An 18,428-nucleotide genomic window follows, 5' to 3' on the forward strand; every position below is an offset into this window, starting at 1 on the left:
GGCCGCCCGCAGCCGAAGCGTTGCGTCCGATCGTTTGCCTCACCGCCGGCTATGTAATCGCTGCCTTCGGCGGAACCAAGGCGTCAAACGTGCGTTGCGCGCCGTACCTCACATGCAAAGGGCGCCGGTCGGGCGCCCTTTTCGTCGGTCTGGTGAACGGTTCCGTGTCAGCGGCGCGGGGCGGCATCGGTCCGGCGCTGGGGCGGGGTATCGGCCTCGGCCGGGGCGTCGGTGCCCGGATCGGTCTCGGGCTTGGGCTTGCGGAACTGCTTGAGCAGGCCTTCCGGGTTGTCCGGCAGCATCGCCACCAGCTTCTGGCCGCTGTTCTCCAGGATCTCGCGGCTGCGGGCCTGCTGGGCCCAGTCCGGCACCTTGCCCTGGACCAGCCAGGCCAGGAACACCCAGCCGATGACGCAGATCAGGAAGCCGCGGGCCGCCCCGAAGGCGAGGCCGAGGCTGCGGTCGACCGCGCCGATGCGCGAATCGAGGATGAGGTCCGAGATCTTCACGGTGATCACCGAGACCACCAGCAGGGTCACGAGAAAGATCGCGGCGATCGACGCCACCAGGGCGACCGTGTCGCTGGAGACGTGCTGCTTCACGGTCGGCAGCAGCAGGGGGTGCAGGGTCCAGGCGAGGCCGGCCGCCGCGACCCAGGCCACGATCGCCAGCACCTCGCGGGTGAAGCCCCGCACCGCCGCGAGCAACGCGGAGATGACGACGACACCCAGCACGACGAGATCGAGAACGGAAAACGGCATCGGCAGGAACAGGTTCGGGGGCGTGAGCGTTGGCTCGGGTCGCGGCTGCCCTGCACCGCCGGGGTTGTATACGCTGCCCGAGCCAATCCGTCACCCTGCCCTCGGCGGCCCCGGTGACGCCGCGCGGTGTGACGTCCTGCGCCGATGTCAGAGCCTGTTTGATGGTCTGCTCCAGCCGATCTGGCGCAGACATCGCCACCTCATCCCGTCATCCTGGGTCCGCGAAGCGGAACCCGGGATCCATAACCGCTGACGGTGCAGGATGAGGCGGATAACGATCCGCCTTTTTCTTCGGCGTCAGCGGTTATGGATCCCGGGTTCTCGTCTTCGACGAGCCCCAGGATGACGTTGTTGGGTTTGAAATTGGTATTGCCAGTCAAGCCGGCTCTCAAACATCCTCGTCGTCGTAGGCCGGCATCCGCTGCGGCGGACGCCGCCCGCCCCGGACCGGCTTGCCGCTGGCGGCGACCCCCGCCACCAGGTCGGCGATGTGGCGCAGGGATTCCGCCGGAAACCCCGTCCCTGACCCGTCGCGGCCGGCGCCTTCGCGGCCTTGCGGCATCAGCGCCTTGGCAAAGCCGAGCTTCTGCGCCTCCTTCAGCCGCGCCGGGGCCTGCGCCACCGGCCGGATCGCCCCCGACAGGCCGACCTCGCCGAAATACACCGCATCCGAGGGTAGGGCCGAGCCCGAGAGCGAGGAGACGAGGGCTGCCGCCACCGCGAGGTCGGCCGCCGGCTCGCCGATGCGTAACCCCCCCGCGACGTTGAGGTAGACGTCGTGGCCGCCTAACCGGATGCCGCCATGGGCCTCCAGCACCGCCAGCACCATCGACAGCCGGTTGGGATCCCAGCCGACCACGGCGCGCCGCGGCATGCCGAGGGCGGACGGCGCCACCAGGGCCTGGATCTCGACGAGGAGGGGCCGGGTGCCCTCCATGCCGGCGAAGACCGCGGTCCCCGGCGCCGCGAGGTCGCGCCCGGCGAGGAACAGGGCCGAGGGGTTCGGCACCTCGGCGAGCCCCCCGTCGGTCATCTCGAACACGCCGATCTCGTCGGTCGGGCCGAAGCGGTTCTTGACCGCGCGCAGGATGCGGAAATGGTGGCCCTGGTCGCCCTCGAACGAGGCCACCGCATCGACCATGTGCTCGACCACGCGGGGGCCGGCGATCTGCCCGTCCTTGGTGACGTGGCCGACCAGGATCACGGCGGTGCCGGAGGTCTTGGCGAAGCGGATCAGGCTCTGGGCGGAGCCGCGGACCTGGGTCACGGTGCCGGGGGCCGATTCCACCGTCTCGGTCCACATCGTCTGGATCGAATCGATGATGGCGAGCGCCGGCGGCCTGCCCTGGCTCAGGGTCGCGATGATGTCCTCGACATTGGTCTCGGCGGCGAGTTCCACCGGCGCGCTCGCGAGACCCAGCCGCTCGGCCCGCAGGCGCACCTGGCCCACCGCCTCCTCGCCCGAGATGTAGGCGACGCGCTCGCCCCGTTTCGCCAGCGCCGCGGAGGCCTGCATCAGCAGCGTCGACTTGCCGATGCCGGGATCGCCCCCGAGCAGGATCACCGAGCCGCGCACGAAGCCGCCCCCCGTCACCCGGTCGAGCTCGGCGATGCCCGACGAGGTGCGCGGCGCCTCCTTGACCTCGCCGGTCAGCCCTTCGAGCGGGAAGATCCGTCCCCGCGCCCGGCTCGGCCGGGTCGCGACCGGGCCGGAGACGGGGCTTGCCGCGCCGGTCTCCTCGACGATCGTGTTCCAGCCGTTGCAGGCCTCGCAGCGGCCGCGCCAGCGATTGTAGACCGCGCCGCAGGACTGGCAGGCGAAGGTCTGGTGGTTCTTCGCCATCGGCGGCCTCCGGATCGGGGCCGCGCGCCGGCCGCCTCATGCGTTCCTGATATGTCCCGAGGGGCGCGCCGTTGCAACTGCGCGCCAGGGCGTTCTGCGACGAAGCGGAGGCCGGTTCGTCGCGGAAAACGCGGCAAAAACAGAGACCTGGAGCACGGCCCGAGTGCAGCGCGACCGGGCCGTGCTCCAGCGACGGTTCAGACACGAACCCGCCGCGCTCGCGTCCCAATCCCCGGCGAAAGCTCGGCCGTATTCTCGCGTGGAGGACGCGCACCCGATGTCACGGCCCGGCCGAGCTTTCCATTACGACCGCGTCCAGCGCGGCTTCCACTGGCTGATGGCGGCGCTGATCGTCGTGGCGCTGGCCTTGGGCATCTATGCCGCCTGGCAGGTGCCCGGCACCTCGCCGCGGCGCGAGATCCTCGACATCCACAAGTCGATCGGCCTGACGGTGCTGCTGCTCCTGCCGCTGCGCTTCGTCTATCGGCTGGTCGCCGGCGAGCCGGCCTACCGTGCGCCGCCGTCGCGCCACGCCCACATCGCCGCGACGCTGGCGCATCTCACCCTCTACGCCCTGATGCTGCTCCTGCCCGTCAGCGGCTACGTCTACTCGGCGGCGGGCGGCTACGGCCTGCCCTGGTTCGGGGTCTTCTCGTTCCCGCGCCTCGTGCCGGTCGACAAGGCGTTGTCGCAGGCGGGCTACGGCGCCCATTACTGGATCGCCTGGGGGCTCGGGATCGTGCTCGGCCTGCACGTCCTTGCTGTGGCCTGGCACGCCTGGATCCGCCGCGACGAGGTGATGGGGCGGATGTGGCCGGCGCGGGGAGACGCTTCTGTTTGACATGATTGCATCAAATTAAAGCGCGGGATCCCTTCTCCCGTGTGGGAGAGGGGTAGGGGTGAGGGTGACACGCTTCAGGACTAGGCACTGAGCGTCACGCTGCCAGCACAACGTTACGAGCCCGACTCAGGACCGTATCACCCTCACCCCCGGCCCCTCTCCCACACGGGAGAGGGGAGACGTGCTTTGCTTTTATTTGGAAAGATCGAACAAAATCTGCATCACGCGGAGAACGCATTCTCCACCAACCCCCCCACCCGCTCCCCCGCCAGCGCCTCGTCGAACAGGATGCGGAACAGGATCGGCGCGATGACCCGGTCCAGCACCAGATCGATGTCCGGAAACGCCTCGCCGCGCGCCGCCGCGCGCTCGGCGATGACGGCGATCTGCTGGCGGGCATAACCGCAGCAGCGCCGGGGACCGCTCTCGCCCTCGGCGGCGAGCACGTCGCGGATCATCTCGCGGCCGAGCTGCGAGGCCATCTCCTCGGCATATTGCTCGGCCCAGGCCAGGAGGTCGCCGCGGCCGCTGCCGGTCTCGACCGGCACCATGTCCGGCCGCAGCCGCTCGACCGCGACGTCGGCGAGCAGATCGTTCAGCTCGCCCCAGCGCCGGTAGATCGTCGAGGGCGTGACGCCGGCCTCGGCGGCGATCAGCGGGATCGTCACCGCGGCGCGGTCCATCCGGGCCAGCAGCTCCCGCGTGGCGCGATGGACCGAGGCCTGGACCCGCGCGCTGCGCCCGCCCGGGCGCGGCCCTCCCTCCCGCTCCGCCATCCCCCCTCCAAACGCAAAGAATTTGCTTTTAGCCCGCCGGAGCGCTAACCCTTAACGCAACGGATTTGCTTTAGGGGCATGACGATGCGCGAAGGTCAAGGATCCCGGCGGGTCGACCCGCTCGTCCTCCACGCCGTGACGCTGGGCGCGTTCTTTGCCGCCGCGGCGGCTCCGACGCCGCTCTACCGGATCTACCAGGAGACCCTGGCGCTCTCGCCGGTCTTCGTCACCCTGGTCTTCGCGGTCTATGCGGTGGCGCTGCTGAAGGCGCTCCTCGTCGCCGGCTCGCTCTCCGACCATCTCGGGCGCCGCCCGGTCATCGCCGGGGCCTTGTGGCTCGAGGCGGCGGCGATGGGCCTGTTCCTGCTGGTCGGCAACGGGGCCGGCTGGCTCGTCGTCGCCCGGATCACACAAGGCCTCGCCACCGGCATCGCCGCCGCGTCGCTGGGCGCCGCACTCGTCGACGTGGATCGCACCCGCGGGCCGGTCGTCAACGCGGTGGCGCCGCTCGTCGGCATGGCGGTCGGGGCGCTCGGCACCAGTGCGCTGATCCAGTATGCGCCGCTGCCGCTGCACCTCGTCTACGGCGTGCTGCTCTGCGTCTTCGCCGGGCTGGCGCTGGCGGTGTGGTCCATCCCTGAGAGCGCCGCGACGCGGCCCGGGGCGCTCGCCTCGCTCAAGCCCCGCATGGCCGTGCCGTCCCGGATCCGCCGGCCCCTGGCGCTGGTGACGCCGATCAACCTCGCCAACTGGACGCTCGGCGGCTTCTATCTCTCGCTGGTGCCCTCGGTGGTCGCGGCGGCCACCGGCAGCGGCGCGCCGCTCACCGGCGGGTCGGTCGTCACCGCCCTGATGGTGGCCGGCGCGGTCTCGGTGCTCCTTCGCCGGACGGCGGCGCCGCAGGCCAACCTGACCTTCGGGGTGCTCGCCACCGCTCTCGGCGTCGTCGGGGTCGTCGCCGGCATCCATGCGGCGAGCGTGCCGGTGCTGATCCTCGCGACGCTCGTCACCGGATGCGGCTTCGGCGCCAGCTTCCTCGGCTGCCTCGGCACGATCATGCCGCTGGCCGAGCCCGACGAGCGGGCAGGATTGCTCGCCGCCTTCTACGTCCAGAGCTACCTCGCCTTCAGCCTGCCGGCGGTCGGCGCCGGGTTCCTCGCCCGCATTCTGGGCTATGCGGCCACCGCCGACCTCTACGCGGCGGCGGTCCTGGTGGTGAGCCTCGGCGGGCTCGCGGTGATGCGGGCCCGCTCCGGGCGCGGCCTGGCGGTGGCGTAGCCCGAGGGGGCGTTACGTCCCCACCCGTCCCCCGCCCCGCTTCGTGATCGCCACCACGGCCGGGCGCGGCGGCAGGGCGGGATCGAAATCCGGCCAGCGGGTCGCCGGGTTCTCGAAGGTGGCGGGCTGCGCGGTCGGGTCCTCCTCGTCGGCCTCGCCGGGATGCTGCACGGCGACGAAGAAGGTGGTGTCGTCGGGGGTGAAGTAGGGGCCGCACATCTCGGCCCCCATCGGCACCTGGAAGAAGTGCTTGGCGGTGCCGCGGCGGGCGCCTTCCGTCTCCATCGCCCAGATGCCGTCGGCGCGGCCGGTCTTCGACGGCGAGTTGCCGTCCGTGGCGACCCAGAGGCGGCCCTCGCCGTCGACGGCGCAATTGTCCGGCATGCCGAACCAGCCGTCCTTCGTCGTCGCCGACGAGAAGGTGGCGCCGACCGCCGCGACCGACGGGTCGCCGCAGCGCACCAGCACCTCCCAGGCGAAGTCCTTCGCCCCGAAGTCGCCGCCCGCGGGCGACAGCTCGACGATGTGGCCGAAGCGGTTGTCCGGCCGCGGATTGACCGCGTCGACCTGGTCGGCCTTGCGGCGGGTGTTGTTGGTCAGCATCACGTAGACCTTGCCGGTCTTCGGATTGGCCTCGACGTCCTCCGGCCGGTCCATCTTGGTGGCGCCGAGCAGGTCGGCGGCCCGGCGGGTCTCGATCAACACGTCGGCCTGATCGCGAAACCCGTTCTCCGGCGTCAGCGGACCCTCGCCGAACACGATCGGCAGCCAGGTGCCGCGCCCATCCGCGTCGAAGCGGGCGACCGACAACGTGCCGTGATCGAGGATGTCGCGGTTGGCCGCCTTGTCGGTTTTGTTCACGGCGTCCGTCGTGACGAAGCGGTAGACGTAGTCGAAGCGCTCGTCGTCGCCCTGGAACACGACGTAGCGGCCGTCCTTGGCCAGGGCTCCGGCGGCGCCCTCGTGCTTGAAGCGGCCCATGGCGGTGCGCTTCACCGGCACGCTGTTGGGATCGAACGGATCGATCTCGACCACCCAGCCGAAGCGGTTCGGCTCGTTGGGCTCTTTCCCTAAGTCGAAGCGGTCGTGGAAGCGGGCCCAGCCGTAGAGGTTGCCCGGCATGCCGAGGCGCTTGTGGTTCTTCACTTCCGGGGAGCCCTCGGGCAGGCGGCCCTGGAAGTAGTAGTTGATGTTCTCCTCGCAGGTCAGCCACGTGCCCCAGGGCGTGACGCCGCCGGCGCAGTTGTTGAGCATGCCGAGAACGGTCTTCCCCTCCGGGTCGGCGCCGGTGCGCAGGCGGTCCGAGCCGGCGGCGGGGCCGGCGATCCGCATCGGGGTCATGGCGGTGATGCGGCGGGCGAAGCGGGAGCCCGGCACCACGCGCCAGCGCCCGTCCTCGCGCTTCACCTCGATCACCGAGCCGCCATGGGCCGCCATCTCGATGTCGACGAACTCGCGGTTCATGCCGGCGAAGGCCGCCTTGCCGTCCTGCCGGCCGAGGCCGGGGAACATCAGCTCCTCGTTGGTGTATTCGTGGTTGACGACGAGGAGGCCGTGGCCGGCGGGATCGCCCGTGCCCGGCAGCGGGAAGAACCCGAGGAAGTCGTTGTTGTAGCCGAATTGCTGCGCCTGCGCGGCGGCCGACTGCTTGTGCGGGTCGAAGGCCGGCGCGCCGGGCAGGACCGGATCGCCCCAGCGGATCAGCACCTCGGCGTCGTGGCCGTCCGCCACGTGGTGGCGCTCGTCGGCCCCGGCCGGCAGCTCGCGGAACGGGAAGGTCTCCGGTGTCGCCGCCGCGACCGCCCGGGGCGCCAGGGTCGCGGAGATCGCCGAGACGGCCAGGCTCGCCGCCAAGCCCCCGCGAAGAATCTCGCGCCGGTCGAAGCGCCGGGCCACGACCTCGCCGAGGGTCGGGTTCGCGCTCGGGTTCGAGCCGGCATCCTCGGCCGCCTCGGCCTGCTGCGATCGGTTCAGCGACGGCTGTGTCATCGGGCTCCCTCGGTGCTCCGTCTCGGATCGAACCGGACGCTTATCCTGGGGACCATGGCGCGTGGATGACAGCGTCCGGTGCCAGGCCCCTCTCACGGCAGCAGGTGCGCATCCAGCCAGGGCAGCGGGGCCGGGCGCGGCAGGCGGTCGGCGATCCAGGCGATCACCGCGTCGGGGGTGTCGAAGAGCGGAGCGCGGGTCAGCGCCCGCCCGGGGCCGTAGGTTTCCGCCACGCGCCACTTGTGGCGCTGCTCCGGCGCGGCGGCGGTACCGGGCTGCAGGCGGATCAGCAGCGAGACCAGTTGGTCGCCGAGATAGATCAGGCAGCCGTCCTGATCGCTCCCCGCGCTCCGCAGGCGGATATGGCGCTGGGTCAACCTGCCGCCCGCTCCCGTCTGGATGCCTCGCCCGACCATCGTGCCCCTCTCATCTTCCTTCAAGAACTGACAAGGCCGGTTAAGAAACATCGAGTCGGATTTCGACAATTCGCGGCATGACGAAAAAACGCCGCGGAATTCGCCATGACCCTGCGTTGAAGGCAGATGATGCAACCATAAGATAGTTAAACAACCGTAAATAGCGCCGCCTTGATTGATCGTGGCACGCTTGTGCCCGACTCTCAAGTGATGCGGAGACCGGGATCGATTGCCGGATGCGCTGCTGCCCACCCATCGCGCCTGCCGCGAAGGCGGCGTCGGATGGGCAGGCGGCCCGGCTCAAACCTGCCAAGCAGATTTGCCGATGCGGTGACCGGTTCGGCGCCAAAAGTCTGCGACACAACAAAAGCTTGAGCGGGCGAAGCGTTGGCTTGCCAACGCAAGTCTGCTTAGAGAGCCGACCGGGCACCGGAAGACCGGGCCGGCGGGAGGGAGTGCCGACGCCATGGACGACGAGACGTTTCGAGCCTGGGCGCACCGGGCCGCCGACTGGTCGGTGGATTACCTGGCCGGCGTCGGCGAGCGGCCGGTGCGGGCCCAGGTGGCGCCGGGCGAGATCTTTCGCCAGTTGCCCGAGGCGCCGCCCGCCGCGGGCGAGGCGATGGAGGCGATCTTCTCCGATCTCGACCGGGTGGTGATGCCGGGCATGACCCATTGGCAGCACCCGCGCTTCTTCGCCTATTTCCCGGCCAATGCCAGCCCGCCCTCCCTGGTGGCAGAGTTCGTCACCGCGGCGCTCGCCGCGCAATGCATGCTCTGGCAGACCTCGCCGGCCGCGACCGAACTCGAGACCCGGGTGATGGACTGGCTGCGCCAGATGATCGGCCTGCCGGACGCCTTCTCGGGCGTGATCCAGGATTCGGCCTCGGGCGCGACCCTGGCGGCGCTGCTGACCGCCCGGGAGCGGGCGCTCGGCTTCACCGGCAACGCCAACGGGCTCGCCGGCGGGCCGGTCTTGCGGGTCTACGCCTCCGAGCAGGTCCATTCCTCGGTCGACAAGGCGGTGCGCATCGCCGGCATCGGCGACGCCAACCTGGTGCGGATCCCCGTCACCGGCCCGCTCTACGGCATGGACCCGGACGCCCTCGACGCGGCGATCCGGGCCGACCGCGAGGCGGGCCTGGTGCCTGCCGCCATCGTCGCCTGCCTGGGCGGCACCGGCATCGGCGCCTGCGATCCGATCGAGGCGGTCGCCGCGGTGGCGCGCCGGCACGGGGTGTTCCTCCACGTCGACGCCGCCTGGGCCGGCAGCGCGATGATCTGCCCCGAATTCCGCGACCTGATGCGCGGCGCGGAGCTGGCCGACAGCCTAGTGTTCAACCCGCACAAGTGGCTGTTCACCCATTTCGACTGCTCGGCTCATTTCGTCCGCGACCCGAAGGCGCTCACCGACACGCTGGGCCTTCGCCCCACTTACCTGCGCACGCTGGGCCGCGACGGCGTCGTCGATTACAATGAGTGGTCGATCCCCCTCGGGCGCCGCTTCCGGGCCCTCAAGCTGTGGTTCGTGATCCGCTCCTACGGCGTCGCGGCGTTGCAGGGCATGATCCGCGACCACGTCGCCTGGGCGCGGGAGCTCGCCGGAATCATCGCGGCGGACCCGGATTTCGAGCTGACCTCGGCGCCGGTCCTGTCCCTGTTCAGCTTCCGCTACGCGCCGGCCGGTGCGGGCATCGGTGCCGGTGCGGGCGACCTCGACGCGCTCAATGCCCGCCTCCTGGAGCGCATCAACGACGACGGCCGCACTTACCTGACCCAGACCCGCCACGATGGCCGCTTCGTCATCCGCTTCCAGGTCGGCCAGACCACGACGACGCGGGCGGACGTGATGATGGCGTGGGACGCGGTGAGGGAGATCGCCGCGGGGTTGCGGGCGGGGTGAGGCGGGCTCGTCGCATAGTCAGGGTGTAAGGCGTCGCTTGACGATGTCTGGCAATGCCTTACATTTGCGGCATGATCCGCTCGTTCAGCAACAAGGGGCTTCGGCTGTTCGTCGAGACGGGCGATCCCAGGAAGCTCAGCATCGAAAACGCAGGGCGCGTTCGTCGCATCCTGGCCCAGCTCGATGCCGCAACGAAACCAGAGGACATGAACCTGCCGGGCTATCGCTTCCATCAACTGGGCGGCGATCGAAAAGGAACCTACGCGGTCACTGCCAGCGGAAACTATCGGATCACGTTCCGTTGGGACGCTCCCGACGTCATCGATGTCGATCTTGAGGATTATCACTGATGAGCGGCAATTCCCTGCTCTCCGGCCTCGCGCCGACCCACCCCGGCGAAATCCTGCGCGAGGACATCCTGCCGGCCGTCGGCTTGCCGAAGACCGAGATCGCTCGCCGGCTCGGGATCTCGCGCCAGACGCTCTATGACCTGATCGAGGAGCGCCAGCCGGTCACGCCCGCCATGGCTTTGCGCCTCGGCCGACTGTTCGGCAATGCCCCGAGTTCTGGGCCAACCTCCAGCGCGACCATGACCTTCGCACCCTCGAAGTGCGAATGGCGAGTGAACTGGCGGCCATCGAACCGATCGCCGCCTGAGCGTCGGAGCGAGGCGCAGGGTGCCGAACGGTGCCGACCTGCTATACGCTTGGGCGACTGTGACGAGCGGTTCTTGAAAGGGATGGTCGAGAGCGGGCGGCCTCGATCAAGGCCGCGGCGCGGGCCCGGCGCAGCCGTCGCATCGAGACAACCGATCATGGCTGACGTCGTCCGGCGGCCCCATCTCCGGTCGGACCGTCTCGGCATCCGGAGTTCGTCGCCGATGACGACGCGGCCACGGCCGATGGCGGTCTCGACCGGATCGAGGCGGCCCTGATCGTGCTGGCGGGCAATCCGTTCGCCGGGCTTGCCCGGGCCGACCTCGCCCATACGCTGTGCAGCTTCCCCGTCGGCGATGATGCGATCTTCCCTCGTCCGATCGCGGGCGTCGTATCCGGCAGACGGCTGTCGAGCCATGATCGCCCGAAGGGCCGCGGGACGGGCGCCGACGTGGCGCCCGTCCACCCCCTCGCGGGTCTTGCCGCGCCCACCTCACTCCATCGTCGGCGCCAGCTTCTTCACCCCCGGCACGTCCTCGCCGAGCCAGGCGGCGTTCTTGGCGGTGCCGTCGAAGGTAGCGCTGGTCTTGAACAGCTCGTACTTGCCCTCCAGCGCGTAGGGGCGGCTGCGGGAGAGCAGCTCCGCCACCTTGGCCTTGTCCATCGGCGCGAAGGTCTTCACCGCCTCGAAGGCCTGGTCGAGGTCGCGCTGGTTCTGGATGCCGGTGATGACGACCGAAGTCGGCAGGTTGAGCGAGAAGTGCAGGTACTCGATCGGCTTGATCGGCGCGTCGCTCTTCAGGATCACCCCGTCGCCGAAGGTCTTCATGCCGAGCGCCGCGATGCCGTTCTGCACAAGATAAGGCAGCACGAGATGGCCGAAGCTGCGGAAATGCGCATCCATCACGTTGAGCGGCATCTGCACGGAGTCGAAGTGGAAGCCGCGCTCGGCCGCCACTTCGAGCATCTGGAGATGGATGCGCGGGTCCTTGTGGCCGGTGAAGCCGATATAGCGCAGCTTGCCGGCCTTCTTCGCCTCCTGGAACGCCTCCATGGCGCCGCCCTCGGCGAAGACCCGGTCGGGGTCGTCGTAGCGCAGGATCTCGTGGTGCTGGACGAGGTCGATCCGGTCGGTGCGCAGGCGGCGCAGCGACTGGTCGATCTGCTTCATGGCCTCCTGTTTGGTCCGCCCGTCCATTTTGGACATCAGGAAGACCTTGTTGCGGTAGCCGTCCTGCTCGAGGGCGATGCCCATCCGCTCCTCGGAGCGGCCCTCGTTGTAGTCCCAGCAATTGTCCATGAAGGTGATGCCGCGGTCGATGCCCTCATGCATCAGCCGGGTCGCCTCCGCGTCGGTCACCGCGCTCTTGCCGAGATGGAAGCCGCCCATGCCGATGGCGGAGATCTTTTCGCCGGTGCGGCCGAAGGAACGGTAGAGCATCTCGCCCCGGCGCTCGCCGGGATCGGTGACGAGGGGCAGGTCGGCCGGGTCGGCGGGCCGGGTGCCCGGCAGGGGAGGGGGCGGGGCGTTCACGGCCGCCCCCGCGGAACCGGAGACTGCGAGACCGGCCCCGAGGGCCGCGCCTTGCAGGAAGCTGCGACGTTCCATGGCGATTCTCCTTGGATCCGATTCATCGGGACGCCTCCGTCAGGCGGCTCGCCGCGTGGAGCAGGCGCATTGCCGCGCAGGCCGCGCCGTAGCCGTTGTCGATGTTGACGACCGTGATGCCGGGGGCGCAGCTCGCCAGCACCGCATCGAGGGCGGCGCGTCCGCCCTCGGCGACGCCGTAGCCGACCGAGGTCGGCACCGCGATCACCGCCCCGGCGACGAGGCCGCCGAGCACGCTGGGCAAGGCCGCATCCATGCCGGCGGCGCAGATGACGACCGGATGGGCCCGGATCTCCTCGATCCGCCGGGTCAGCCGCCACAATCCGGCGACGCCGACATCGGCGATGAGCGTGGTGGCATGGCCCTGATAGGCCAGCGTCCGCTCGGCCTCGCGGGCCACCGGCACGTCCGAGGTGCCCGCCGCCACGATGGCGATGCGGGAAGGCCCCGCGACGGGCTTGGCCTCGCCGAAGACGGCGGTGCGCGAGACCGGGCAGTAATCGAGCCGGTTGCGATAGGTCAGCGCCGCGTGACGGTCCGGATCGAGGCGGGTGACGAGGAAGCGGGCGCCGCGCTCGTCGGCGGCGGCCAGGATCGCGTCGATCTGGGCCGGCGACTTGCCGGCGGCGAACACCGCCTCCTCCAGGCCGATCCGCTCCGTCCGGGCGAAGTCGAGGGTGAATTCGTCCTCGATGCTCATCGGGCCGGCCCTCCCGTGAGGAAGGCGCTGCCGGTGCGGTAGGGCGCGAAGGAGACCGGCGCCGCGGCGAGCCACGCCGGGGCGCGGGCGGCGATGCGGCGGCCGAGGTCGCTCCTCGCCGGCTCGGTCAGGCCCGCGAGGCTCTGCGCATCGAGTTCCACCACGATGCCGGCGGCGCGCACGCGGCAGCGCACGGCGCTTTTCGCCCCCGTCACCGTCAGGTCCTCGCCGACCAGCCGCTCGATGGCGTGGATGAAGGCCAGGGTCTCGGGCTCGATGCGGATGCCGGTCTCGACCCGGCTCGACAGGCAGGGCGCGGCCGGCAGTTCCGCCACCGCCCCGAGGCCCAAGTCGCGGGCGAGTGCCCGCACCATCGCCTTGCTGAACCCCGCCTCGACGAAGGGGTGGCGTACCCCGTGCTCCCGGGCGGCGTCGAGGCCCGGACGGTACTCGCCGAGATCGTCGAGGTTGGCGCCGGATACGATCTGCCGCTCGGTGACCCGCCGGATCGCTCCGTAGAGGTTGGTCTTGCAGAAGAAGCAGCGGTTGACCGGATTCTCGCGATAGGCCGGGTCGGCGAACTCGCCGGCCTCGATCACCCGCAGGTGCCAACCCTCGCGGGCGGCCTCCGCCCGTACCCGCGCGGTCGCCTCGCCCGGCACGGCGGGGGAGACGGCGTGAACCATCAGGGGCGGCTCGGGGCTGGTGCGATGGGCGATCGTCGCGAGCGTCAGGCTGTCGACCCCGCCGCTCACCGCGACGGCGACGGGCCCGAGGCCGGACAGCGCGGAGGCGAGGGCCGCGCTCATCGCTCGTCCTCCCGTCGAAGGGCCAGCCGCTCGGCCTCGCGGCGCAGGGCCTGGCGGGCGGCGTGGCCCTCGGTGGCGAGCGCGTCGTCGGATTCCGCCTTGGCGGTGCGACCGCCCGGCCGCTCGACGCTCTTCACCCGGACCGTCTGGCCCCCGACCTCGACGGTGTCGAGGCGCCGCGTCAGCGCCGCCCCCGAGACCGTATGGTGGCGCAGGCCGATCGTGGTCGTCTCGCGGAAGCAGGCCTCGATCGCCTCCTCGATCGCGTCGGCCCGGGCGAGGGCCCGGACATGGGTCATCATCCGGCCCTTCTTGCCGAAGACCGGCATCTGCACGACGTCGAAGATCTTGTCGTGCGCCCGCAGCCGGTCGAGCCCCGTGGCGAGGTCTTCGGCCGACTGGTCGTCGACCTCGAACTCGATGATCCCGAGTTCCCGGTGTCCGGGGGAGCCCGTCTCGCCCTGCTCGGCGAAGGCCAGCACCCGCAGCACGTTGCTCAGGCCCGGCAGCACCTTGGTGCCGAAGCCGAGGCCGCTGCGCAGGAGCCGGCGCGGCCCGCTCGTCTCGGGCGACCCGCCGCAGAGATGGCGCAGGATCGCCGCGCCCGTCGGGGTCACGCGCTCGCCCGGCACGCCGTCGTCGAGGGTGAGGAAGCCTTCGAGCAGGAGCGCGGTGGCGGGCGCCGGGACGGGGAGGGGGCCGTGCTGGGTCCGCACCCGGCCCGAGCCGAGCGGCAGCGCCGAGACCGACCAGCCGGTGGCGCCGATCGCGTCGATCAGGTGGGCCGCCGCGACGATGTCGGCGATCGAATCCCAGGCCCCGACCTCGTGGAACGCCACCGCCTCGACCGGGATGCCGTGGACCCGCGCCTCGGCCTCGGCCAGGTGCCCGAAGATCGCGAGCGCGTGGGCGAGCAAAGCGGGGGGCAGCCCGCTGTCCTGAAGCTCGCGACGGATCTCGGACCAGTGCCGGTGGGCGTGGTGGCCACCGTGATGGTGGTGCCCGTGGTCGCCGTGGTGGTGATGGTGATCGTGGGCGTGGTCGTCCGCCGGCCGCTCCGGCGCCTCGCCCGCGGGGCCGGTGACGCTGAAGCGCCGGCCCTGGAGCACGCCGTCGCCATGGGCGAGCAGCGCGCAGGCCGTGCGGCCGCGGCTCGCCCGCGCCACGCTCTCGCGCACGCCCGCCTCGTGCTCCGGGAAGGCGTCGAGGAGCGCCGCCGCGAACATGTCGCCGGCCACCCCGCCGACGGCGTCGAGTTGAATCTGCATCGCGTCCTTCGTCACGGCATCGAACCGGATGCCGATCGGACGCCACATCGGTCCGCAGGGGCCGACGGCAAGCGCCCCGGACAGACGGTCGCAGCGCGGACGACGCGGGTTTTTCTCGCGGAATCCCGTCATGGGACCGGTTTTTCTCGGCCCGCCCGGTGGATCACCCGCCGCCCGCCGGGGCATAAGCCCGCGCAACACCGCCATACAGGAGAGGACGCGACCCATGCCCATCACCGGAGAGAACCTGATCGGTGCCGCCGCCCGCCGTGGCGGGGGCGAGACCTTCCGGGCCGTCGAGGCCGCCACCGGCAACAGCCTGGAGCCGGCCTTCGCCGCGGCGACTCCGGCGGATGTCGACCAGGCCTGTGCGCTCGCCGCCGAGGCCTTCGACACCTACCGCGAGACCTCGCTGGAGGACCGCGCCCGCTTCCTCGAAGCGGTGGCCGAGGCCATCTTGGGCATCGGCGACGAGCTGATCGTGCGCTGCATGGCCGAGAGCGGCCTGCCGCGGGCGCGTCTCGAAGGCGAGCGCGGCCGTACCGTCGGCCAGCTGAAGATGTTCGCCGGCGTGGTGCGCGACGGCGGCTTCCTGGAGGCGCGGGTCGATCCCGCGCAGCCCGAGCGCAAGCCGCTGCCGCGCCCGGACCTGCGCCTGCGCCAGATCGCCGTCGGCCCGGTCGCGGTGTTCGGCGCCTCGAACTTCCCCCTCGCCTTCTCGGTGGCGGGCGGCGACACGGCGTCCGCGCTCGCCGCCGGCTGCCCGGTGGTGGCGAAGGCCCACCCGGCCCATCCGGGCACCTCGGAGCTGGTCGGCCGCGCGGTGCAGGCGGCGGTCAAGCAATGCGGCCTGCCCGAGGGCGTGTTCTCGCTGCTCATGGATGCCGGGATCAGCGTCGGCCAGGCTTTGGTCGCCGATCCGCGCATCGCGGCGGTGGGCTTCACCGGCTCGCGCCGCGGCGGCGTCGCGCTGATGCAGGCCGCTGCCGCTCGCCCCGTGCCGATCCCGGTCTATGCCGAGATGAGCAGCATCAACCCGGTCGTCCTGCTGCCGGCCGCTCTGGAAGCTCGCGGCCGCGACATCGGCCGCGCCTTCGCCGGCTCGCTCACCCTCGGCTCGGGCCAGTTCTGCACCAATCCCGGCCTGATCCTGGCGGTCGAGGGCGCCGGCCTCGACGGCTTCGTCGAGGCGGCGAGCGCCGCGCTCACCGAGATCCAGGCCGCCACGATGCTGACGCCCGGCATCCACAAGGCCTATTGCGCCGGCGTCGCGGCCCTCGAGACGAACCCCGCCGTGACCACCCTGGCGCGCGGGCTTGCCGGCGGCACCCACCAGGGCCAGGCCGCCCTGTTCTCGACCACCGCGGACGCGTTCCTCGCCGACCACACCCTCGCCGAGGAAGTCTTCGGCGCCGCCTCCCTGGTGGTGCGCTGCCGCGACCTCGCGACGATCAAGGCGGTGCTGGAGCGGCTGGAGGGCCAGCTGACGGCGGCACTCCACCTCGACGAGGCCGACCACGACGCCGCCCGGGCGCTCCTGCCGGTGCTGGAGCGCCGGGTCGGACGCATCCTGGTCAACGGCTTCGGCACCGGCGTCGAGGTCGGCCACGCCATGGTGCATGGCGGGCCGTACCCCGCGACCTCGGACGGCCGCACCACCTCGGTCGGCAGCCTCGCCATCCACCGCTTCCTGCGTCCGGTGAGCTACCAGGACCTGCCCGACGCCCTGCTGCCGGCGGCCCTGAAGGACGCCAACCCGCTCAAGCTGTGGCGGCGGCAGGACGGGAAGGCGGTGGCGCCGGGGGCCTGAGTGGACGCGTCGCGAAGGAGCCACCGGCTTCATCGCGACGCGTGTCCTCTCGCTCTTCGGTATTGCCGCTGCGTCTACGACCAGCGGCACCCTCGTCGTCGGGCAAGGCTCCGGTCAAGTCATGCCCGACGATGGTGTCCGCTCGTTCTCAGACTGCTGCCGTGACGGCGGCAGCCTTAAGCGCCTTGATAGCCGCTACTTTGGCGGCGACCTTCACGCCGGGCAGCACGACCGGCGCGAGGGGGGGCGCGAAGATGACGATCGCGCCAGCCGCCGCGACCGCAGCGCCCCCCACGAACCAGACCATCTTGCTGCCGGTCGGGGGGATAGGCTCGGACGATGATTCGTTAACGGAAACCCTGTCCGCTTCGAGGGTTGCTTCGGTTGGACCGTTGCTGAACTTGGCGCGAAGGCCTTCGATGACAGTCTCACGGACGTGCATGCTCGAGCTCCCACCCATGCGGAGATGCAGTAGTTGACCCATGATACTTGAGCCGAGGTCGGGAGATCATCCGCTCTGCAATGGATGACCATGAATGTAATGAACCATGTCGCCGTCAGGACTGCAAGTGACCGCGAGTGGTCGCCATAGGGTCATTTTGCGGCTAAGCTCAATGCTTGCCGGGATGCGAGTGGCAATGGCTCTTAATAAATCTTGCGGCGTCAGGGGCTTGGCGAAATCGAGATTGGAAATTGAGCAGGATTTATACTTTTGGCTAAGACGGCTGCTGCGAATTCTGCATCTATATTGGCATGCTATCTATGAGTGCGGCTACGCGAACCTGATTGAGAGTGACTTATATTCATGTAAATAATAGTTGATGAGTTTGATGATTTTATTAAAAATTGTCCGATGCGGACTCTGGGTGACTTCCCTGATTGCATCGATTGAATTTTTAAAAGCGAGCCCGCCGCTCCTGAGCGCCTGAGGCAGGCGGAGATTGGGTGCTGTCAGGAACCCACCCCCTGTATCCTCGTTGATCGCCGCACCAGAAGGAAAGCTGCGATGATCGATACGAGCCAGATCAAGGAGCACATGCCGGTCGTCGGTTCCGACGGCGGCCATGTCGGCACCATCGATCACCTCGACGGGCAGCGGATCAAGCTGACCCGGACCGACCCGGAAGCTGACGGCCACCACCACTTCATCCACGTCGACTCGATCGCCCGCATCGAGGGCGGGCAGGTGCGCCTCAACCGCACCAAGGCGGAGGCCCAGGACGAGTGGGCGACGGCCTGAGGGCCGCGATACCTGGCCGGAGCACCTTTCGGCGGAGGGCAGGCTGCCGACGGCTGATGCAACCCAAGGCTCTGGTTTGAGTTAGGTTAACAATCCTGGACACAAAAAAGGGCCGCCCTGGAGAAGGCGGCCCGAGTCTAGGGAGGAAACGCCCGAGGAGGGCGCGCGCAGCGCAGCGGCATCGCCACCGCTCTGCACAGGACAAACCCCGTCCGCTGCCGCGTGGTTCCCGGGCGTGAACTGAGACCAAGGTCCGCCTCGGCGGGCCTTCTTTTTGCCGTGATCAGCGCGGCGCCACGGTCGGTTCGGGTTGTCACGACCCTGTGCCAAATCCAGGCGTCATCCCGACCCGCCGGCTGGCCGTGCAGGCGAGCCGGTCCGGGCTTCGGCCCGGCGCCGACGGATGGAAGCGCAGCGCCGTCCGTCCCGCTTGTCATAGCTTGGCTCGCCGAGGCCATGGTACGGATCGTGCCTGACGGGACCGGCGCTGGGCATTCGTCCTCGGGCGCTGCAAATTCAGGGCGGCGAG

General features: G+C 70.3%; 17 protein-coding genes. 7 read left to right on the forward strand and 10 right to left on the reverse strand.

Features of this window, described 5'->3' with window-relative positions; all coding sequences use genetic code 11:
- Nucleotides 1-167 precede the first annotated feature (167 nt).
- A complete protein-coding gene (locus tag F1D61_RS19170; protein ID WP_203153234.1) occupies nucleotides 168-761 on the reverse strand; it encodes a CvpA family protein in 594 nt (197 codons plus the stop codon).
- Between the two features lie 388 nt (nucleotides 762-1,149).
- Nucleotides 1,150-2,604 carry a DNA repair protein RadA gene (gene radA, locus F1D61_RS19175; protein ID WP_203153235.1) on the reverse strand — a complete coding sequence of 485 codons (1,455 nt, stop codon included), beginning with the start codon at nucleotides 2,602-2,604 and terminating at the stop codon, nucleotides 1,150-1,152.
- A gap of 277 nt (nucleotides 2,605-2,881) precedes the next feature.
- On the opposite strand from radA, the gene F1D61_RS19180 reads away from it, so the two are divergent.
- Nucleotides 2,882-3,445, forward strand: coding sequence for a cytochrome b (locus tag F1D61_RS19180; protein WP_203153236.1), 564 nt, complete (start codon nucleotides 2,882-2,884; stop codon nucleotides 3,443-3,445).
- 221 nt (nucleotides 3,446-3,666) lie between these two features.
- Here the strand turns inward: F1D61_RS19180 and F1D61_RS19185 are convergent, their stop codons facing one another.
- Nucleotides 3,667-4,221, reverse strand: coding sequence for a TetR/AcrR family transcriptional regulator (locus F1D61_RS19185; protein WP_203153237.1), 555 nt, complete (start codon nucleotides 4,219-4,221; stop codon nucleotides 3,667-3,669).
- 84 nt (nucleotides 4,222-4,305) lie between these two features.
- Here F1D61_RS19185 and F1D61_RS19190 point away from each other — a divergent pair, with 84 nt between their 5' ends.
- Nucleotides 4,306-5,499: an MFS transporter gene (locus F1D61_RS19190; protein ID WP_246775413.1), complete on the forward strand. Its 1,194-nt coding sequence runs from the start codon at nucleotides 4,306-4,308 to the stop codon at nucleotides 5,497-5,499.
- A 12-nt stretch (nucleotides 5,500-5,511) separates the two neighbouring features.
- Here the strand turns inward: F1D61_RS19190 and F1D61_RS19195 are convergent, their stop codons facing one another.
- Together F1D61_RS19195 and F1D61_RS19200 are read right to left on the reverse strand one after the other, a co-directional pair.
- A complete protein-coding gene (locus F1D61_RS19195) occupies nucleotides 5,512-7,488 on the reverse strand; it encodes a PhoX family protein (RefSeq protein WP_203153239.1) in 1,977 nt (658 codons plus the stop codon).
- 92 nt (nucleotides 7,489-7,580) lie between these two features.
- Complete coding sequence (locus F1D61_RS19200; protein WP_203153240.1) at nucleotides 7,581-7,865, reverse strand: hypothetical protein; 285 nt, start codon at nucleotides 7,863-7,865, stop codon at nucleotides 7,581-7,583.
- A 505-nt stretch (nucleotides 7,866-8,370) separates the two neighbouring features.
- Between F1D61_RS19200 and F1D61_RS19205 the strand changes: the two genes are divergently transcribed.
- From F1D61_RS19205 to F1D61_RS35115, 3 genes are all read left to right on the forward strand, one after another.
- On the forward strand, nucleotides 8,371-9,807 hold the full coding sequence (locus tag F1D61_RS19205; protein ID WP_203153241.1) for a pyridoxal phosphate-dependent decarboxylase family protein: 1,437 nt from the start codon (nucleotides 8,371-8,373) through the stop codon (nucleotides 9,805-9,807).
- 71 nt (nucleotides 9,808-9,878) lie between these two features.
- On the forward strand, nucleotides 9,879-10,157 hold the full coding sequence (locus tag F1D61_RS19210; RefSeq protein ID WP_203153242.1) for a type II toxin-antitoxin system RelE/ParE family toxin: 279 nt from the start codon (nucleotides 9,879-9,881) through the stop codon (nucleotides 10,155-10,157).
- Nucleotides 10,157-10,741, forward strand: a complete 585-nt coding sequence (locus F1D61_RS35115; RefSeq protein WP_203153243.1) for a HigA family addiction module antitoxin — start codon at nucleotides 10,157-10,159, stop codon at nucleotides 10,739-10,741. Before F1D61_RS19210 ends, F1D61_RS35115 begins: the two co-directional genes overlap by 1 nt.
- A gap of 215 nt (nucleotides 10,742-10,956) precedes the next feature.
- On the opposite strand, the gene F1D61_RS19220 is transcribed toward F1D61_RS35115, so the two are convergent.
- Genes F1D61_RS19220 through F1D61_RS19235 form a run of 4 tightly spaced genes read right to left on the reverse strand, consistent with a single transcriptional unit; the run spans nucleotide 10,957 to nucleotide 14,849 of the window.
- On the reverse strand, nucleotides 10,957-12,072 hold the full coding sequence (locus tag F1D61_RS19220) for an aldo/keto reductase (RefSeq protein WP_203153244.1): 1,116 nt from the start codon (nucleotides 12,070-12,072) through the stop codon (nucleotides 10,957-10,959).
- A 22-nt stretch (nucleotides 12,073-12,094) separates the two neighbouring features.
- Nucleotides 12,095-12,772, reverse strand: coding sequence for a nickel pincer cofactor biosynthesis protein LarB (larB, locus tag F1D61_RS19225; protein WP_203153245.1), 678 nt, complete (start codon nucleotides 12,770-12,772; stop codon nucleotides 12,095-12,097).
- The gene (locus F1D61_RS19230) at nucleotides 12,769-13,581 is read right to left on the reverse strand and encodes an adenine nucleotide alpha hydrolase (protein ID WP_203153246.1); all 813 of its coding nucleotides are present in this window, start codon (nucleotides 13,579-13,581) and stop codon (nucleotides 12,769-12,771) included. Before F1D61_RS19230 ends, larB begins: the two co-directional genes overlap by 4 nt.
- A complete protein-coding gene (locus tag F1D61_RS19235) occupies nucleotides 13,578-14,849 on the reverse strand; it encodes a LarC family nickel insertion protein (protein WP_203159155.1) in 1,272 nt (423 codons plus the stop codon). Before F1D61_RS19235 ends, F1D61_RS19230 begins: the two co-directional genes overlap by 4 nt.
- A 226-nt stretch (nucleotides 14,850-15,075) precedes the next feature.
- Here F1D61_RS19235 and F1D61_RS19240 point away from each other — a divergent pair, with 226 nt between their 5' ends.
- The gene (locus F1D61_RS19240; protein ID WP_203153247.1) at nucleotides 15,076-16,659 is read left to right on the forward strand and encodes an aldehyde dehydrogenase (NADP(+)); all 1,584 of its coding nucleotides are present in this window, start codon (nucleotides 15,076-15,078) and stop codon (nucleotides 16,657-16,659) included.
- A gap of 148 nt (nucleotides 16,660-16,807) precedes the next feature.
- On the opposite strand, the gene F1D61_RS19245 is transcribed toward F1D61_RS19240, so the two are convergent.
- Nucleotides 16,808-17,101, reverse strand: coding sequence for a hypothetical protein (locus tag F1D61_RS19245; protein WP_203153248.1), 294 nt, complete (start codon nucleotides 17,099-17,101; stop codon nucleotides 16,808-16,810).
- 564 nt (nucleotides 17,102-17,665) lie between these two features.
- Here F1D61_RS19245 and F1D61_RS19250 point away from each other — a divergent pair.
- The gene (locus tag F1D61_RS19250; RefSeq protein ID WP_203153249.1) at nucleotides 17,666-17,899 is read left to right on the forward strand and encodes a DUF2171 domain-containing protein; all 234 of its coding nucleotides are present in this window, start codon (nucleotides 17,666-17,668) and stop codon (nucleotides 17,897-17,899) included.
- Nucleotides 17,900-18,428 lie beyond the last annotated feature (529 nt).

The organism is Methylobacterium aquaticum (genome assembly GCF_016804325.1).
GTDB lineage: Bacteria > Pseudomonadota > Alphaproteobacteria > Rhizobiales > Beijerinckiaceae > Methylobacterium > Methylobacterium aquaticum_C.

Excerpts from the sequence above, each read along its gene's own strand:
- larB (WP_203153245.1), bottom strand. The coding sequence starts at position 12,772 with ATGAGCATCGAGGACGAATTCACCCTCGACTTCGCCCGGACGGAGCGG.
- F1D61_RS19230 (WP_203153246.1), bottom strand. The coding sequence starts at position 13,581 with ATGAGCGCGGCCCTCGCCTCCGCGCTGTCCGGCCTCGGGCCCGTCGCC.
- F1D61_RS19250 (WP_203153249.1), top strand. The coding sequence starts at position 17,666 with ATGATCGATACGAGCCAGATCAAGGAGCACATGCCGGTCGTCGGTTCC.
- F1D61_RS19170 (WP_203153234.1), bottom strand. The coding sequence starts at position 761 with ATGCCGTTTTCCGTTCTCGATCTCGTCGTGCTGGGTGTCGTCGTCATC.
- F1D61_RS35115 (WP_203153243.1), top strand. The coding sequence starts at position 10,157 with ATGAGCGGCAATTCCCTGCTCTCCGGCCTCGCGCCGACCCACCCCGGC.
- F1D61_RS19205 (WP_203153241.1), top strand. The coding sequence starts at position 8,371 with ATGGACGACGAGACGTTTCGAGCCTGGGCGCACCGGGCCGCCGACTGG.
- radA (WP_203153235.1), bottom strand. The coding sequence starts at position 2,604 with ATGGCGAAGAACCACCAGACCTTCGCCTGCCAGTCCTGCGGCGCGGTC.
- F1D61_RS19180 (WP_203153236.1), top strand. The coding sequence starts at position 2,882 with ATGTCACGGCCCGGCCGAGCTTTCCATTACGACCGCGTCCAGCGCGGC.
- F1D61_RS19220 (WP_203153244.1), bottom strand. The coding sequence starts at position 12,072 with ATGGAACGTCGCAGCTTCCTGCAAGGCGCGGCCCTCGGGGCCGGTCTC.
- F1D61_RS19240 (WP_203153247.1), top strand. The coding sequence starts at position 15,076 with ATGCCCATCACCGGAGAGAACCTGATCGGTGCCGCCGCCCGCCGTGGC.
- F1D61_RS19190 (WP_246775413.1), top strand. The coding sequence starts at position 4,306 with ATGCGCGAAGGTCAAGGATCCCGGCGGGTCGACCCGCTCGTCCTCCAC.
- F1D61_RS19185 (WP_203153237.1), bottom strand. The coding sequence starts at position 4,221 with ATGGCGGAGCGGGAGGGAGGGCCGCGCCCGGGCGGGCGCAGCGCGCGG.
- F1D61_RS19245 (WP_203153248.1), bottom strand. The coding sequence starts at position 17,101 with ATGCACGTCCGTGAGACTGTCATCGAAGGCCTTCGCGCCAAGTTCAGC.
- F1D61_RS19195 (WP_203153239.1), bottom strand. The coding sequence starts at position 7,488 with ATGACACAGCCGTCGCTGAACCGATCGCAGCAGGCCGAGGCGGCCGAG.
- F1D61_RS19210 (WP_203153242.1), top strand. The coding sequence starts at position 9,879 with ATGATCCGCTCGTTCAGCAACAAGGGGCTTCGGCTGTTCGTCGAGACG.
- F1D61_RS19235 (WP_203159155.1), bottom strand. The coding sequence starts at position 14,849 with ATGCAGATTCAACTCGACGCCGTCGGCGGGGTGGCCGGCGACATGTTC.